Source organism: Alcaligenes sp. NLF5-7 (assembly GCF_024266725.1).
GTDB classification, from domain to species: Bacteria; Pseudomonadota; Gammaproteobacteria; order Burkholderiales; family Burkholderiaceae_B; genus Alcaligenes; species Alcaligenes phenolicus.
This window is the reverse complement of record NZ_CP100755.1, coordinates 2,265,883-2,281,046: the sequence shown is the minus strand read 5'-3', so window position 1 is coordinate 2,281,046 and position 15,164 is coordinate 2,265,883. Positions and strand designations below refer to the sequence as shown.

General features: G+C 57.4%; 15 protein-coding genes. 8 read left to right on the top strand and 7 right to left on the bottom strand.

Annotated features, from left to right (window positions below; all coding sequences use genetic code 11):
* Positions 1-71: 71 nt before the first annotated feature.
* Positions 72-752, top strand: coding sequence for a protein-L-isoaspartate O-methyltransferase (locus MID00_RS10495; RefSeq protein WP_009458702.1), 681 nt, complete (start codon positions 72-74; stop codon positions 750-752).
* 15 nt (positions 753-767) lie between these two features.
* The gene (locus MID00_RS10490) at positions 768-2,090 is read left to right on the top strand and encodes a TolC family outer membrane protein (RefSeq protein ID WP_088452020.1); all 1,323 of its coding nucleotides are present in this window, start codon (positions 768-770) and stop codon (positions 2,088-2,090) included.
* Between the two features lie 133 nt (positions 2,091-2,223).
* Here the strand turns inward: MID00_RS10490 and rfaE2 are convergent, their stop codons facing one another.
* The 6 genes from rfaE2 to ubiE form a co-directional block, all read right to left on the bottom strand.
* Entirely contained in the window at positions 2,224-2,706 is a 483-nt protein-coding gene (gene rfaE2 / locus MID00_RS10485) for a D-glycero-beta-D-manno-heptose 1-phosphate adenylyltransferase (protein ID WP_254498795.1), read from the bottom strand.
* A gap of 1 nt (position 2,707) precedes the next feature.
* Positions 2,708-3,577, bottom strand: coding sequence for a ferritin (locus tag MID00_RS10480; protein WP_026484472.1), 870 nt, complete (start codon positions 3,575-3,577; stop codon positions 2,708-2,710).
* A gap of 174 nt (positions 3,578-3,751) precedes the next feature.
* Positions 3,752-5,308, bottom strand: coding sequence for a ubiquinone biosynthesis regulatory protein kinase UbiB (gene ubiB / locus MID00_RS10475; RefSeq protein ID WP_022983639.1), 1,557 nt, complete (start codon positions 5,306-5,308; stop codon positions 3,752-3,754).
* Positions 5,309-5,310: 2 nt separating this feature from the next.
* Complete coding sequence (locus MID00_RS10470) at positions 5,311-5,940, bottom strand: SCP2 domain-containing protein (protein ID WP_009458697.1); 630 nt, start codon at positions 5,938-5,940, stop codon at positions 5,311-5,313.
* A gap of 180 nt (positions 5,941-6,120) precedes the next feature.
* The gene (locus MID00_RS10465) at positions 6,121-7,113 is read right to left on the bottom strand and encodes a Tim44 domain-containing protein (RefSeq protein ID WP_254498794.1); all 993 of its coding nucleotides are present in this window, start codon (positions 7,111-7,113) and stop codon (positions 6,121-6,123) included.
* A gap of 213 nt (positions 7,114-7,326) precedes the next feature.
* On the bottom strand, positions 7,327-8,097 hold the full coding sequence (gene ubiE, locus MID00_RS10460) for a bifunctional demethylmenaquinone methyltransferase/2-methoxy-6-polyprenyl-1,4-benzoquinol methylase UbiE (RefSeq protein WP_026484476.1): 771 nt from the start codon (positions 8,095-8,097) through the stop codon (positions 7,327-7,329).
* 257 nt (positions 8,098-8,354) lie between these two features.
* On the opposite strand from ubiE, the gene phoB reads away from it, so the two are divergent.
* From phoB to MID00_RS10435, 5 genes are all read left to right on the top strand, one after another.
* Positions 8,355-9,065: a phosphate regulon transcriptional regulator PhoB gene (gene phoB / locus MID00_RS10455; RefSeq protein ID WP_250756166.1), complete on the top strand. Its 711-nt coding sequence runs from the start codon at positions 8,355-8,357 to the stop codon at positions 9,063-9,065.
* 4 nt (positions 9,066-9,069) lie between these two features.
* Positions 9,070-10,368, top strand: coding sequence for a phosphate regulon sensor histidine kinase PhoR (phoR, locus tag MID00_RS10450; RefSeq protein ID WP_060185332.1), 1,299 nt, complete (start codon positions 9,070-9,072; stop codon positions 10,366-10,368).
* Positions 10,369-10,448: 80 nt separating this feature from the next.
* Positions 10,449-10,880: a VOC family protein gene (locus tag MID00_RS10445; RefSeq protein WP_022983640.1), complete on the top strand. Its 432-nt coding sequence runs from the start codon at positions 10,449-10,451 to the stop codon at positions 10,878-10,880.
* A 2-nt stretch (positions 10,881-10,882) separates the two neighbouring features.
* Complete coding sequence (gene pxpB / locus MID00_RS10440) at positions 10,883-11,581, top strand: 5-oxoprolinase subunit PxpB (RefSeq protein WP_083054717.1); 699 nt, start codon at positions 10,883-10,885, stop codon at positions 11,579-11,581.
* Complete coding sequence (locus tag MID00_RS10435; protein WP_009458684.1) at positions 11,578-12,591, top strand: biotin-dependent carboxyltransferase family protein; 1,014 nt, start codon at positions 11,578-11,580, stop codon at positions 12,589-12,591. The genes pxpB and MID00_RS10435 overlap by 4 nt, the downstream gene beginning before the upstream one ends.
* A gap of 280 nt (positions 12,592-12,871) precedes the next feature.
* Here MID00_RS10435 and ilvA read toward each other — a convergent pair whose 3' ends face one another.
* On the bottom strand, positions 12,872-14,380 hold the full coding sequence (gene ilvA, locus MID00_RS10430; protein ID WP_009458682.1) for a threonine ammonia-lyase, biosynthetic: 1,509 nt from the start codon (positions 14,378-14,380) through the stop codon (positions 12,872-12,874).
* A 150-nt stretch (positions 14,381-14,530) separates the two neighbouring features.
* Here ilvA and MID00_RS10425 point away from each other — a divergent pair, with 150 nt between their 5' ends.
* Positions 14,531-15,073 carry a YqaA family protein gene (locus tag MID00_RS10425; protein ID WP_022983641.1) on the top strand — a complete coding sequence of 181 codons (543 nt, stop codon included), beginning with the start codon at positions 14,531-14,533 and terminating at the stop codon, positions 15,071-15,073.
* Positions 15,074-15,164: the final 91 nt, after the last annotated feature.

Sequence of the window (15,164 nt, the reverse complement as noted above, 5' to 3'; positions counted from 1 at the left end):
CAACTGCGCATCTTTATCGATGTGCTGGCTTATAATCGGCTCTTTGCCAAGCCTTTAGTTTTCTGGAAGCTATGAACCATTTTGCGCTGTCTGAACTCGAACGTGCCCGTTACTACATGGTGGAACAACAAATCCGTCCCTGGAACGTATCCGACGAAAAAGTGCTGCAAGCATTGGTCGAGGTCCAGCGCGAACGCTTTGTTCCCTCGTCCTTGCGCCCTTCGGCCTTTTCGGACACCGAGCTGCCACTGATCATCAATGCCGTGGACACGCATGAGACCATGCTCTCGCCCAAAGTCGAAGCCCGTCTGACTCAAGAGCTGCTGCTGCAGCCTAGCGACGGTGTGCTCGAAATTGGTACCGGCTCGGGCTACCAGGCTGCTTTGCTGGCTCACCTGTCCCAACAAGTTACCTCCATCGAAATTGACAGCAAACTGGCCGCTTTCGCCCAGGAAAACCTGCAGCGCAACAATGTGCGCAACGTCAAGGTTGAAGTGGGTGACGCGCACGCAGGCTGGGGCACCACCGAGTACGACGCCATTCTGGTCACCGGCTCCGTGCCCACCATTCCTGATGCTTTGAAGTACCAGCTCTGTATCGGCGGTCGTCTGGTTGTAGTGGTCGGTCAAAACCCGGTCATGACGGCTGTACGTATTACTCGCACCAGCGCGGCCAGCTTCGAGACTACACCCCTGTTCGACACCTGGATCAAACCGTTGCGCGGCACCGCCGTTTCGCAATTCCGCTTTTAAGCACATATGCGGTTCATGACTCCCTTGCGCCTGGCATTGCTTTCGCTGCTTGCCTTAAGTAGCACCGCCCAGTCGCAAGATCTGCTGCAGGCCTGGAACCAGGCCCTGGCACATGAACCGCAGTTTGGCGCTGCGCAAGCTGCGCATCAAGCCGATCAGGAACAAGTACCCCAAAGCCGGGCACAACTGTTGCCGCAGATAAGCGCCATCGGCACAGCCGAACTACAAGAGCGGCGTCAAACCAGCAAGCTGTCCAATCAGCATTCCAGTGACCGAGCTGCCTGGACCTTGACGCTGAGCCAACCCGTGTACAACCGTAATGCCTGGGCCCGTTACGAACGTGCCCAATTACTGGCGCAGGGTGCGGATATTCAGCTGACGCTGGATCGGCAAGATTTGATGCTGCGCGTCAGCCAAAGCTATTTTGATGTGCTGGCTGCGCAAGATACGCTGTCTACCCTGAAAGCCCAGCAAGCCGCCATTGACGAGCAATTACGTGCTGCTGATCAGAACTTTCAGCTGGGTGGCACCACGATTACCGATACCTACGAAGCCAAATCGCGCCTGGACCTGACCCGGGCTGGCGTCTTGCAGGCTGAAAATGCCCTGCAGGTGGCTCAGGACAAGCTGGCTGCGCTGACGCTGGAGCGTTATGACACGCTGGCGCGCCTGCGCGAGCCTTTACGCCTTCCCGCCCCGCAGCCTGCGAATTTGCAAGACTGGCTGGATCAGTCCAGCCAATCCGGCTTGACCGTGGCACTGGCTGATATCAAGGCCCGTGCTGCCGAAGAGCAGTTGAAAAGCACCCAGGCCCTGCACGAACCCACCCTGGCCCTGAAAGCCCAAACCGGCAGCGGTAGCGACCAGACTCTGTTTGGCCAAGCGGGCGGTGGCCCACGTTCGCTGAACAGCGCTTTAGGTCTGGAGTTAAGCATCCCGATTTTCCGTGGTGGTGAAACCAGCTCGCAAGTACGCGAACAAAGCTCGCGCCTGCAACAGGCCCGCTACGATCATCAGTTCGCTATTCAGCAATCCATCCAGCAGACGCGCCAGTACTTCTCTGGCGTCACCACAGGTCTGGTCCGTGTGCAGGCACTGGAAGCAGCCACCAAATCCAGTCAGGACGCCCTGGAGGCCAACAAGCTGGCTTACGAGGTCGGTGTACGTGTAAACATCGATGTACTCAATGCCCAACAGCAGTTGTATGAAGCGCAACGCAGCTTGGCCCAAGCGCGTTACGAAGTTCTGATGAACAGCCTGCGCCTGAAAGCAGCCAGCGGCACCTTGAACGAAAACGATCTGCGTGCTGTCAACGATCTGCTTGAACCGGCGTCCTGAAGCCTGCGCTGGCAAAAAATACAGTCTAGGCACCGCAATCTGGCCTTTAAAAGCAGAACCTCGAGCTCACGACTTAGAAGCAAAAAAATCCCGGACCAAGCCGGGATTCAACACATCAATTTGTCCTGTGCTTTTAGTCGCGCAGCTTCTTGACCAGTGCTGTCGTGGAACGCTGGAACTCGAAGGGAATCGCAACTGCATCGCCACCCCAGCTACGCACTAAAGCCGTTTCAGGCAAGGCTTCCATATCGTAGTCGCCGCCCTTCACGATCAAGTCCGGACGCAGCGCCGCGATCAAGGCTTCGGGCGTGTCCTCGTCAAACAAGACCACCGCATCCACGCAGGCCAGCGCAGCCAGCAAGGCGGCGCGGTCCTGCTCGGGATTGATGGGGCGCTCCGGCCCCTTGTTCAGACGGCGCACCGAGGCATCGGTATTGACACCGACAATCAGCGAGGCACCCAATTGGGCAGCCTCGTCCAGGTAGCTGACATGCCCACGGTGCAAGATATCAAACACACCGTTGGTAAAGACCAGAGGGCGCACCAGGCGCCCCTGCTCCACCGCTTCACGCAAGGCGTCCAGACCCATCACCTTGGCCTCGAAACGTGCGCCCATATCAAGCCTGCACCAGCGTCGAATCAGAGCCGACCTGACGTGCCAGATCCTTGCGGTAGCGGTTCAATTCCTGCACGGTCTCGAACGAGCTACCCATCAGCAGCGACATATTGTGCAAGATGCGCGAGCTGACCTTGTGCTCCCATTCCTTGTCGAAACGAATCTGCGTATCCAGCCAGTTTTCCAGCCAACCGGGCGATGGCAGCTTGGACTGCACAGTATCTTCCGGGAACATGGCTTTGTTCACGTGCAAGTTGGTGGGGTGCAACGCCTGCGCGGTGCGATGAGCAGAAGCCATCAGAACACCAATCTTGGAGAAAGCCAGACGGGCTTGCAGGCCAAATTCCTGGCCCTTGTGCACCAGGGCACGCTTCATGTAGCGCAAGTAAGCACCGGCGTGACGGGCTTCATCCTGAGCCACGATCTTGTAGATGGCCTTGATCACAGGCTCGGTGTGCCAGTCGGCAGCACGGCGATACCAGTGGTTCAGGCGCACTTCACCGCAAAAGTGCAGCATCAACGTTTCCATGGCCGGGGCCGGATCGAAGTCAAAACGCACTTTGTGCAGTTCTTCCTCGGTAGGCATCAGCTCGGGGCGGAAACGGCGCAGGTATTCGATCAGAACCAGCGAGTGCTTTTGTTCTTCAAAGAACCACACGGACATAAAGGCGCAAAAATCGCTGTCATCTTTATTGTCACGCAGGAACATTTCGGTAGCAGGCAAGGCTGCCCACTCGGTAATGGCGTTCATTTTGATGGTGTAGGCTTGCTCGTCTGTGAGCTTGCTGCCATCAAAGTCATCCCACGGTATGTCATGCGCAAAATTCCAGCGCACCGCTTCCATGGATTTAAATAAGTCATGGTAAAGCATAACGATTCCTAAAAAGAATCAAGCGGTTCCTTGAGGGCGGCCATTCACCGTCCGGAAGGCGCCGGAAAGCGCCAGCTTAGCAATCAGCTGGCGGACCTGCGTCTATCGTAGAACCTGCAGTTATCAGAAATATGTCAGCCACAAAAAAACTGACGCGTTGCGGGGTCGTCACACTTATCGCCCCACCAAAGCCCAGATGGCCACCCCGACCGCAACCGCCAATACAGCGCATAAGGCAGTCAATAATCGGTTGGTCTGCTGCTGCGACTGGCGCAGCAGCTTGAGTTCCTGGTTCAACGCCTGCCCTGTCTCTGGCCTATTCAAAGCGGAATACACCAGACGCGGAAGCTGCGGCATGATCTGGGCCCACTGCCCTGCTTCCTGTTTCAAACGCGAATAAAAGCCCGATGGACCAATACGCTGGTACATCCACTTTTCCAGATAAGGTTTGGCGGTATCCCACAGATCCAGCTCCGGATCCAGATCCCGCCCCATCCCTTCCACATTCAGAAGGGTTTTCTGCAGCAGCACCAGCTGCGGCTGAATTTCTACATTGAACCGGCGCGAGGTCTGGAACAGGCGCAACAGCACCTGCCCCAGGGAGATCTCGGACAAGGGCCGATCAAAATACGGTTCACATACCGCGCGTACCGAGCCTTCCAGCTCCTCTTCACGGGTTTCAGGTGGCACCCAGCCGGACTCGATGTGCAGTTGAGCCACCCGGCGGTAATCGCGCCGGAAAAAAGCCAGGAAGTTTTGCGCCAGATAGTTTTTGTCGAACTCGGACAGCGAACCCACAATGCCAAAGTCCAGGGCAATATAACGGCCCAAGCTCTCCGGTGCGTCCGAGACATAAATATTGCCGGGGTGCATGTCGGCATGGAAAAAACCGTCGGTAAACACTTGGGTGAAGAAAATTTCTACCCCTTTGCGGGCCAGATCCTTCAAATCCACATTGGCGGCGCGCAGGCGATCAATCTGGTTGACCGGGATGCCCTTCATGCGGTCCATGGTGAACACGGTCGAGGCGCAATAGTCCCAATGCACTTCAGGCACGATCAAAAGCTGGGTACGCTCTACATCTTTGGTGAAGTTGCGGCGTAGCTGACTGCAGTTGGAGGCTTCGCGTATCAGGTCCAGCTCGTCGTTCAGGTACTTGTCGAACTCGGCCACCACTTCGCGCGGTTTCAGACGACGGGCATCCGGGCCCAGCCGTTCCATGAACGCAGCCAGCACGCGCATCAGACGCAAGTCTTTATGGATGACTTCACGCATACCGGGACGCAATACCTTCACCGCCACTTCGCGGCCATTATGCAGCTCGGCAAAGTGAACCTGCGCAATCGACGCCGAAGCGATGGGTTCGCGATCAAACTTCTGGAACAGTTCGTAAGGCGAAGCACCCAGGGCCTTCTGAATTGTGGCTTCCGCCACCTCCGAAGGGAATGGCGGCACCCGGTCCTGCAGCAAAGCCAGTTGCTCGGCAATATCCAGCGGGATCAAATCCCGGCGAGTGGAGAGCACCTGGCCGAATTTAACGAAGATGGGCCCCAGACTTTCCAGGGCCAGCCGTAAACGTACGCCACGTGGCAGCTTGGGTTTGCGACCCAGGCGCACAATGCGCAACATACGTGATGCCCAAGGGTGGCGGATGCTCGATAGCACCAGCTCGTCCAGGCGATAACGGAATACAACCAGCAAAATGGTCAGCAGACGACACAAGGAGAACATGCTCAGGACTCCCGCCGACGCGCGTCAAGACGCTTCAAACGCTGGTCCAGTTCGTCCAGACGTTGGACCAAACCAGCCGATTGCTCGCGCATCCGTTCCAGTTCGGGGCGGGTAACCAGTAAAGCACTTTCTTCAGTCAAGTATTCGCTGGCATTGCCTGCCAAACGCTGGCCCAGATCCCGCAAACCGGAAACGGCCCGGCGCGCCCCGCTGAACAGACGCACCGCCATGACATCACCCACAATTTTGGCCAGATCATGCTCGGCATCCCAGCGCAGATTGGCCGCCAGGTCCGACACCAGATTGGCCAGCCCAGCCTCGCCTTGCACATGCATTAACTGGGCGACACGGCTGAAATCACCGTCTTGAAGAATTTGTGGCAGTTCAGGTAGCTTGTCCTGAGGCAGTGTCAACGTGACATCCGGCACGACGGCAGGATGGCCCTGCTCCAGCTTTCCTTGAGAGCTGATGGTGTAGACCAGTTGCAAACGGCCCACAATCAGCGACACGGTTTTACCTGCATGGCTGCGCAAACGCTCACGCGCCCAATCCTCGCGATCAAGCAAGGCATTGAGCAAACGCACGCCCACGGCGCCAGGTTCTAGGAATGAAGGGATACCAAGCATGTCCATGCAAGTCTACTGCCGGGGCAAGTAAACCAGTCCAATTAAAACAGCCAGTTTAACCCGACACAGACACGGCCGGATGTACAGGGCGGCAGGAACACGGGCAGATGGGATCACAGCGAAACGGGAGCGCTCATAACAGAACAGCCGCCTGGGTAAGAAGGCGGCTGTCTGTATAGGTAAAGATCAAGCGTTGGGGTCAACCGGGATCTGCTGAATACCAGCCAGCAGCCAGCCTGCGCCGTCGGCCTTGAACAGATTCCAGACTTCCTCAAAGCGGAAAGCCTCTGCACCCACTTCTTCACGCAGCATACCGGAGTAGCGCACGCTGGCCAGGTGGCCGTCGGCTACTTTTTCGATACCCAGCAGCTCTGCATTGAGCAGTACCACTTGAGTCACGTTCTCGCCTTGGCGCTGAGCGATTTGAGGAGCGGCTTCCTTGAGCAGGTCGTCGGTCAGGAAGGTACGCAGTTGTTCCACGTCGCCCTTGTCCCACAGCTTCTGGATTTCCACGAACTGGGTCTTGGCATTGGCAAGGAACGTAGGCGTGTCGAAATCACCGGGGATGAACCAGCTCTCGTCTACTGGCGGCGCTGGAACAGCGGCGGCAGCAGCGGGCTGAGCAGCTGGAGCGGCAGCAGGCATAGGTGCTGGCGCAGCTTGGGGCTGCTTCCATGGGCTAGTAGCAGGATCAGCATTGCGCATCATGGACTGACCACCGGCTTGTTGCATGGCAGGACGAGCAGCCGAGCCACGCAGACGACGCACGATGAACAGAACGGCGAAGACCACCAGACCGATCAACAAGAGGCTGGACATCATTTCCAGGAAAGCACCGCCCAGACCCATGCTGGACAGCAAGGCGGCAATACCCAGACCAGCGGCGATACCGGCGATCGGGCCCAGGAAGCGGGACATGCCCGACTTGGCAGCGGTACCAGCCGCAGCCGTACCGGCAGCAGCGGCACCCGCAGCAGGCGTAGCCGAGCGAGTCGCGTTATTCGCTGCAGCAGGAGGCGTCGCTGCCGAGCGGTTGCTGGTAATGTTGGAGGATTGGCGGCCAAAACTGGAGCCACCACCCATGCGTCGTGCTTCCGCATCATAAGAAACGGTCAGCAAGGCGCCGGTGCTAAAAGCCAATACAGCGGCCATGAAATAACGAGAAAGCCGTCCAGACATAGTCACAAACTCCTGACCAGAACAAGCGCTTAACACACAGGGTTTTGACGCCCCCGGCCATGCCATCCCAGTCGATTATTCAAGAAAACTTACGATAAGCTGAACATTAACATGACAAGTTCTCATGCACCATGTTTTTTTTACCGTTCATTACAGACAAAAAACGAACGGCACCAGAAGGTGCCGCTGTATATAGAGAGAGAACGCCTGGCATCAATCCAGGCGGATGCCTTCGTGCAGCGCGGCTACGCCGGCTGTCAGATTGAAATACTGCACGCGCTCCAGGCCCACTTCGCGCATCATGTCGGCCAGAGTTTCCTGATCGGGGTGCATGCGAATGGATTCAGCCAGATAGCGGTAGCTTTCCTCGTCCTTGGCAACAAACTTGCCAATACGGGGCAGGATATTGAAGGAATACCAGTCATACGGGGCCTGCAAAGGCTTGGCCACGCGGGAAAACTCCAGCACCAGCAATTTGCCGCCCGGACGCAACACCCGCTTCATTTCAGCCAGTGCGCGATCCTTGTGCGTCATATTGCGCAAGCCAAAGGCCACCGAGACGCGATCAAAATAGCCGTCAGGGAAAGGCAGGTGCTCGGCATCACAGACCGTAACGGGCGTGATGATGCCCTTGTCCTGCAAACGATCACGACCCACGCGCAGCATGGAGCTATTGATATCGGTATGCCAGACCTCGCCGTCCGCACCGGCCTGACGCGCAAAAGTCTTGGTCAAATCACCCGTACCCGCGGCAATATCCAGCACTTTCATGCCGGGACGCACTGCTGCGCGACCAATCGTGAAGGCTTTCCAGATACGGTGCAGGCCGCCCGACATCAGATCGTTCATAATGTCGTAGTTGTTAGCCACCGAATGAAAAACCTGGGCTACTTTGCCCGCTTTTTCGTTTTCGGCCACGGTTTGAAAACCGAAGTGCGTATCGGCGTTCTGGGCGGAGGAGGTTTGAGGACGCTGTTTTTCCATAGTGCATAATCGTAACGCAGATTTCCCGGTACAGAAACGAAAATCCGGCTCGCTGAGCGCTCCCCTTTTTTACACATTCACAAACCTGAAACATTAACGCCATATGATGGCGCTATTACGTGCAGTCAGGGATTTGAAGCGCCTGCCGTATTGCCCTTGAGCCGCCTGATGACAACAGCAGGCCCCGCGCCCAAGCACAATACAGACAGCCAGCCTGACCCTCTATTATTTTTTATCGGACCAGTCTGAAGCTAACAATGAGTACAAGCATATTAGTCGTGGAAGATGAGCCTGCGATCCAGGAACTGATCTCTGTCAATCTGTCTTTTGCCGGCCATAAAGTGCTGCGCGCCTTCGATGCCGAACAAGCCCAGATCCTCATTCGCGCGGAACTGCCTGATTTGATTCTGGTGGACTGGATGCTGCCCGGCTCCTCGGGCATCAATCTGGCCCGCAAACTGCGCTCGGACGAACGTACCCGTCATATTCCGGTCATCATGCTGACCGCCAAAGGCTCGGAACAGGACAAGGTCGATGGCCTGGAAGCCGGTGCGGACGATTACATCACCAAGCCTTTCTCGCCCAAAGAACTGATTGCCCGCATCAAGGCCGTATTGCGCCGCCGCGCTCCCCAGCTAACTGACGATGTGATCTCCATCGGCACCCTGCAGCTGGACCCCAGCACGCACCGTCTGTCCAGCCAGGGCATGGCGCTGACCATCGGGCCTACCGAGTTCCGTCTGCTGCATTTTTTCATGACACACACCGAGCGCGTATTCACCCGCTCCCAGTTGCTGGACCAGGTGTGGGGCGACCATGTATTTGTAGAAGAACGTACGGTAGACGTGCACATTCGTCGCTTGCGCAAGGCGCTGGAGCCTAGCGGACACGACAAACATATTGAAACGATTCGTGGCTCGGGCTATCGTTTTGCCCTTTCCCCACTGGAAAAGGCGCCGACCGCCTGATCCCATGTTCAGCATATTTACGTCTATTGTTATCTGGGCCCTGTTGGGCAGCTTGATCGGCTGGTGGCTAGGGCCATTCACCGGTCTGGCCTTGTTTTGTGGTGGCCTGTTATTGCTGGTTGTCATCAGCACCCTGCAGCTTTCCCGCGTTGAACGCTGGACCCGCAACCTGAATGATCCTCCGCCCCCCGCAGTTGGCCCCTGGGACGCCATTCTGGCTCCCATCTACCGCCAACTGCGCCGTGATCGCCAGGAAATTCAGGATCTGAATCGTTACGTAGACGGCATCATGATGGCCGCCGAGGCCCTGCCCGACGGTGCCATTACCCTGAATGGGGAGATGGAACTGCAATGGTGCAATCAGACCGCCTGTGAGCACATAGGCCTGAATCTGGCCACGGACCGCCATCACAGCATCTTCAATATCCTGCGCGAACCCGAGTTTTCTCGTTACGCCCGTCAGCCTCAATGGGATGGCCCTTTGCTGCTGCATCTGAGCAAAGACGGACGTGAGCGCTCCTTGCTGCTGCAATTAACCCCTTATGGCCTGGGCCAGTTCCTGATCGTGACGCGTGATGTCACCCAGGTGGAAATGCTGGAGACTACCCGCAAGGACTTTGTGGCCAATGTCTCCCATGAACTGCGCACACCGCTTACCGTCTTGCTGGGTTTTCTGGAAACCCTGCAGGACATGCCGCCCGAAAGCTTGCCTTTGGAACAGCGTCAACGCTACGAGCAGATGATGCTGGAGCAGACTCGCCACATGCAGTCGATTGTGTCCGACTTGCTGACCTTATCCACGCTGGAATCCTCACCCACAGTGGAAGGGGAGACGGTACAGGTCAGCCAGTTGATTGAAAGCGCGCTGAAACAAGGCGAGGCTATTTCTGGCGGCCAGCACAGCTTTGTCACAGAGCTGGACCCTCGCATTGCCATTCAGGGCATGGAAACCGAACTGAGCTCGGCTGTCTCCAACCTGATTACCAACGCGGTGCGCTATACCCCCAAGGATGGCACCATCACCGTGCGCTGGTATCTGAATGACAATGGCGAGGCCTGTTATTCGGTGCAAGACACGGGCATCGGTATTGCCGCCCAGGATATTCCCCGCCTGACCGAACGCTTTTACCGCGTAGACAAGGGCCGTTCCCGCTCCACCGGCGGTACGGGTCTGGGCCTGGCCATCACCAAACACATCATCGTGCGACATAACGCCGACCTGCAAATCCAGAGCCGTCTGGGTGTGGGCAGCGTGTTTATGTTGCGTTTCCCCAAGAGCCGGGTTCGACTCCAGGACAGCTAGAACATGTGGGGCCATATTGGCCCTACAATAAACGGCTCTGAAGACCACGTTGGCGGCCTTATGCCGCACAGGAGCCAAGCATGTCCCATACCAACGAGCTGCGCCCTTTCCACCTGGCTTTTCCGGTCCATGATCTGGCCGTTGCACGCCAGTTCTACGGACAGACACTGGGCTGTCCCGAAGGCCGATCCTCGGATCAGTGGATTGACTTCAACTTCTACGGCCACCAGATCGTGGCTCATCTGGCCCCTTCAGAGTGTGGTAGCAACGCCACCAGCGCGGTGGATGCCCATAATGTGCCCGTACGCCACTTTGGCGTCGTGCTGGACATGCCCACCTGGCAGACCCTGGCTGACAAGCTGGTTGCCGCTGGCACCAAATTCGTTATCGAACCTTATATCCGTTTCAAGGGCGAGCCCGGCGAACAGGCCACCATGTTCTTCATGGACCCTTCGGGCAACGCCCTGGAGTTCAAGGCCTTCAATAGCCTGGATTCGCTTTTCGCCAAATAAAGATGCACAAATCCTGGCAACTTAACGAGCAAGGCGACCGCTGTCTGCTAGTGCAGTTCAGCGGCCCGCTTTCTCTGGACACCGGTTTGCGCTGTACTCGCGCCGCCCGCTTGCTGCGCGACCACGCCCCCGCCTGTGTCCGTGATCTGGTCCCCAGCTTTACCGCAGTCGCCATCCACTTTTACCCGGATGGCAGCAGCGACCAGCTTGCTCGTTTGCACGACTATGTTCACCAAGCCCTGGCCGAGCTGGATGCCAGCCAGGACCAGGCCGCTCCCGGCGCACTGGTAGATGTTCCCGTGTGCTACGGCGGCCTCTTCGGTCCGGACCTGCCTGCCATTGCCGAGCAATTGGGGCTAAGCCAGGAACAAGTCATCGAACTGCACAGCAGCCAGGTGCAACTGGTATTCATGGTGGGCTTTGCCCCCGGCGCTCCCTATATGGGCATCTTGCCCGAGCAACTGAATGTGCCGCGCCGCGCCACACCACGCACTGTGCTGCCCAAAGGCTCGGTCGCCATTGCGAACCAGCAAACCATTATTTACCCCAACGAATCCCCCGGCGGTTGGCATCTTATTGGCCGCTCGCCAGTTAATTTGTTTGATGCCCGGCGCTCGCCCGCCGCCCTGCTCGCCCCCGGCGACCAAGTGCGCTTTGTGCCTCTGCCTCACGAGCAGTTTGATCACTGGACACCCGCATGACGGTGCATATCCTCAAACCAGGCATGATGAGCAGCCTGCAAGACCGAGGCCGTTATGGACACCAGCACCTGGGGGTTTCGCCCAGCGGTGCCATGGATGAACGCGCCCACAGACTGGCCCATTTGCTAGCAGGCAATACCACCGACCAGGATCTGGCCAGCCTGGAAATTACCGTACAAGGCCCCAGCCTGCGCTTTGACGAAGCTGCCCTGTTTGTCCTGACCGGCGCAGATATGAATGCCAGCCTGGACGGCCAACCCGTAGCAGTCCTGCGCCCTACTCTGGCACGTGCCGGACAAGCCCTGACGATGCAGTCCGCCAAACCCGGCCAAGGTGCCCGTAGCTACCTGTCTGTTTACGGCGGTTTTCAGGTCGAATCCCTGCTGGGCAGTCAAAGCACCCACATGCGCGTTGGCCTGGGTGGTTTTGAAGGCCGCGCCTTGAAGAAAGGCGACCAGATCGCATTGGCTCGACCACTACCCAATGACGAAACGACCTTGAACAGTCTGCAAGCCGAGCTGGATGAGCTGCGCATTTACATGCCCGCCGCCCTGGCCCTGGCTCCACGGGAACGCCTGCGCGTCATGCTGGATCAGGCCGATTTGTTTACCGACGAATCGCTGGAATTGTTCCAAGGCCAAAGCTACCGCATCAGCCCGGCCTCAGAGCGCATGGGCTATCGCCTGGAAGGCCAGCCCTTGCAGCGCAAGTCGCCAAAAGAACTGCTGTCCGCCCCCACCTGCTTTGGCACGATTCAAGTCCCCAACGATGGCCAGCCCATTGTGTTGATGGCAGACCGGCAAACTACAGGCGGCTATCCACGCATCGGACAAGTCATCAGCGTGGATCTGGCTCAAGTTGCCCAGCGTTTGCCCGGTCAGAATCTGGGCTTTGAAGTGGTGACGGTAGAACAGGCCCATGCACTGGCTGCCCGTCAGGAACAGGCTTTCGCACGTCTGAATGACAGCCTGGAGCCGTTGCGGCAGGCTCTAAAACAGTGTGTGACATAGAGCTTGTTAAGTCGCCACCGTACTAACGGGCATCTGGCCTTATCGCACATTCGTATGGCCAAACGGCCCATCAGGCCGCAAAGGCAGTAAGGCGGCTTGAACCAATCCCCCATGACGAACTCAGGAGCAGACACCCACTGCTCCTGGCTCCCAGGCTCAATACGGCTCCAACGACAGCCACCACATTCAAGCCCCAATAAAAAAACACCTCGCTTTTCCAAGCGAGGTGTTTTCATTTGGTCTGAGGCAAGACAGCGAATGCCGTGCGCCCTCCATAGACTTACAAAAACAGCTTGTAAGCCGGGTTATCCGTTTCGTCCCAGTGCGGGTAGCCCAGATTGCCCAGGAAAGCCTTGAATTCCTTTTTATCGGAAGACGGGACCTGGATACCGATCAGAATGCGACCGTAGTCATCACCCTGATTACGGTAATGGAACAAGCTGATATTCCAGTCCTGATTCATGCTGGACAGGAATTTACGCAAAGCACCAGGACGCTCTGGAAACTCGAACCGCAGCAGGACTTCGTCCGTAGCCTGACTGGACACCCCACCCACCATATGACGCACATGGGTCTTGGCCAGCTCGTTACCCGTCAGATTCAAAGTGCCAAAGCCTTTCTTTACGAAACGCTCTTCCAGCTTTTCGATCTCCGCTTCGGAGGAAATCGACATACCCACAAAGACGTGCGCCTTTTCAGGATTGGACATGCGGTAGTTGAACTCCGTCACCGAGCGGGTGCCCAGGGCATCGCACAGGCGGCGGAAGCTGCCTTTTGCCTCGGGGATCGTCAAGGCAAACAAAGCTTCACGAGCCTGGCCCACATCTGCACGGTCCGCCACCATGCGCATACGGTCAAAGTTCATGTTCGCGCCGGACGTGACCGCAATCAGGGTCTTGTTCTTGAGCTTGTTTTGAGCAGCGTAGCGCTTGGCACCCGCCAAAGCCAAGGCACCAGCCGGTTCCAGCACGCTACGCGAGTCCTGAAACACATCTTTGATAGCCGCACAAATCGCATCCGTATCCACGATGACAAAATCATCCACATACTGACGCACCAGACGGAAAGTTTCGGAGCCCACCTGCTTGACGGCAGTCCCGTCAGAGAACAGGCCCACGTCCGACAAATTCACACGACGACCGGCCTTGATACTGCGCACCATGGCACAGGAGTCTTCGGTCTGCACGCCGATTACTTTGATTTCAGGACGCAAGGACTTGATGTAAGTGGCGACGCCCGCCGCCAGACCGCCGCCGCCAATCGCGACAAAGACCGCTTCAATCGGGCCGGGGTGCTGTTGCAGAATTTCCATGGCCACCGTGCCCTGCCCGGCGATCACATCAGGATCGTCAAAAGGGTGCACAAAGGTCAGGCCTTCGTTCTTTTGCAGTTCCAGAGCGTGCTGGTAGGAATCCGAATAGCTCTCGCCCACCAGGACCACTTCGCCGCCCAGATTACGTACACCATCAATTTTTACTTGCGGGGTGGTGGTTGGCATGACGATAACGGCACGGCAACCCAGCTTGCGCGCTGCCATGGCCACGCCTTGCGCGTGGTTACCCGCCGAAGCGGCCAATACACCCCGTTTTAATTCTGCGGCCGACAGATTGGCCATCTTGTTATAGGCACCGCGCAGCTTGAAGCTAAAAACAGGCTGATAGTCTTCGCGCTTGAGCAGGACCGTGTTACTAATTCGTGCCGATACCTGGGGAGCGGGTTCAAGTGGTGTTTCGATGGCAACATCGTACACTTTCGAGGTCAGAATGCGCTTTAGGTAATCGTTCGACATGACTCAGCTTTTAGTAACAACCGGTTTTGCCACCAAGGCCAGCCGCAGGCCCCTGCCTGAGACCGCTCACCGGAAAAGAAAAACAGAATACCATAGGCGGATGCCCTAACTGGCGTCCATTACTCCCTACAAAACCCGTCCACATTACTTATGCAAGCCTGGATCTCTGATCTTATTTCGTGGCTCTTGGCCGCCCTATCTCTGCCCGAAGTGGGCTTGAGCGCCATTTTCATCATCAGCCTGGTCTCGGCTACCCTGCTCCCCCTGGGTTCGGAACCCGCCGTATTCGCCTATATCAATCTGGCTCCACATATGTTCTGGCCCGCCGTGCTGGTTGCCACTGTGGGTAATACGGCAGGTGGGGCCATCAGCTATGCCATGGGTCTGGGCGCCGAGAAAGCCTACGAAGCCTGGCGCGAGAAGCACCCGCAACACACAGAAGACGGCGCAACTCCCAAGAACAAGGCCGCAGGCCGCTGGCACGAGCTGGGGCGGCGCTGGCTGACCCGCATGGGACCGCCCGCCCTGCTCTTGTCCTGGCTACCCGTGGTAGGCGACCCCCTGTGTGCCGTAGCCGGTTGGCTACGCCTGCCATTTTGGCCCAGCGTGTTTTACATGGCGGTGGGAAAACTGGCGCGCTATACCACCATGACCGCTGGTCTGCTGTGGATTTTCCCCAAATTGGGTTGGTAATTTGCAGCAAACTGGCCGCAAACACCCCCTTAACCCTGACTTGGCCCTGTAGTAAGGGGGCAGCCCGGCTACGATTCGTATACACTTGTCT

Excerpts from the sequence above, each read along its gene's own strand:
- phoB (WP_250756166.1), top strand. The coding sequence starts at position 8,355 with ATGAGTACAAGCATATTAGTCGTGGAAGATGAGCCTGCGATCCAGGAA.
- MID00_RS10480 (WP_026484472.1), bottom strand. The coding sequence starts at position 3,577 with ATGCTTTACCATGACTTATTTAAATCCATGGAAGCGGTGCGCTGGAAT.
- ubiE (WP_026484476.1), bottom strand. The coding sequence starts at position 8,097 with ATGGAAAAACAGCGTCCTCAAACCTCCTCCGCCCAGAACGCCGATACG.
- MID00_RS10490 (WP_088452020.1), top strand. The coding sequence starts at position 768 with ATGACTCCCTTGCGCCTGGCATTGCTTTCGCTGCTTGCCTTAAGTAGC.
- MID00_RS10465 (WP_254498794.1), bottom strand. The coding sequence starts at position 7,113 with ATGTCTGGACGGCTTTCTCGTTATTTCATGGCCGCTGTATTGGCTTTT.
- MID00_RS10445 (WP_022983640.1), top strand. The coding sequence starts at position 10,449 with ATGTCCCATACCAACGAGCTGCGCCCTTTCCACCTGGCTTTTCCGGTC.
- MID00_RS10425 (WP_022983641.1), top strand. The coding sequence starts at position 14,531 with ATGCAAGCCTGGATCTCTGATCTTATTTCGTGGCTCTTGGCCGCCCTA.
- MID00_RS10495 (WP_009458702.1), top strand. The coding sequence starts at position 72 with ATGAACCATTTTGCGCTGTCTGAACTCGAACGTGCCCGTTACTACATG.
- ubiB (WP_022983639.1), bottom strand. The coding sequence starts at position 5,308 with ATGTTCTCCTTGTGTCGTCTGCTGACCATTTTGCTGGTTGTATTCCGT.
- MID00_RS10470 (WP_009458697.1), bottom strand. The coding sequence starts at position 5,940 with ATGGACATGCTTGGTATCCCTTCATTCCTAGAACCTGGCGCCGTGGGC.
- rfaE2 (WP_254498795.1), bottom strand. The coding sequence starts at position 2,706 with ATGGGCGCACGTTTCGAGGCCAAGGTGATGGGTCTGGACGCCTTGCGT.
- ilvA (WP_009458682.1), bottom strand. The coding sequence starts at position 14,380 with ATGTCGAACGATTACCTAAAGCGCATTCTGACCTCGAAAGTGTACGAT.
- phoR (WP_060185332.1), top strand. The coding sequence starts at position 9,070 with ATGTTCAGCATATTTACGTCTATTGTTATCTGGGCCCTGTTGGGCAGC.
- MID00_RS10435 (WP_009458684.1), top strand. The coding sequence starts at position 11,578 with ATGACGGTGCATATCCTCAAACCAGGCATGATGAGCAGCCTGCAAGAC.
- pxpB (WP_083054717.1), top strand. The coding sequence starts at position 10,883 with ATGCACAAATCCTGGCAACTTAACGAGCAAGGCGACCGCTGTCTGCTA.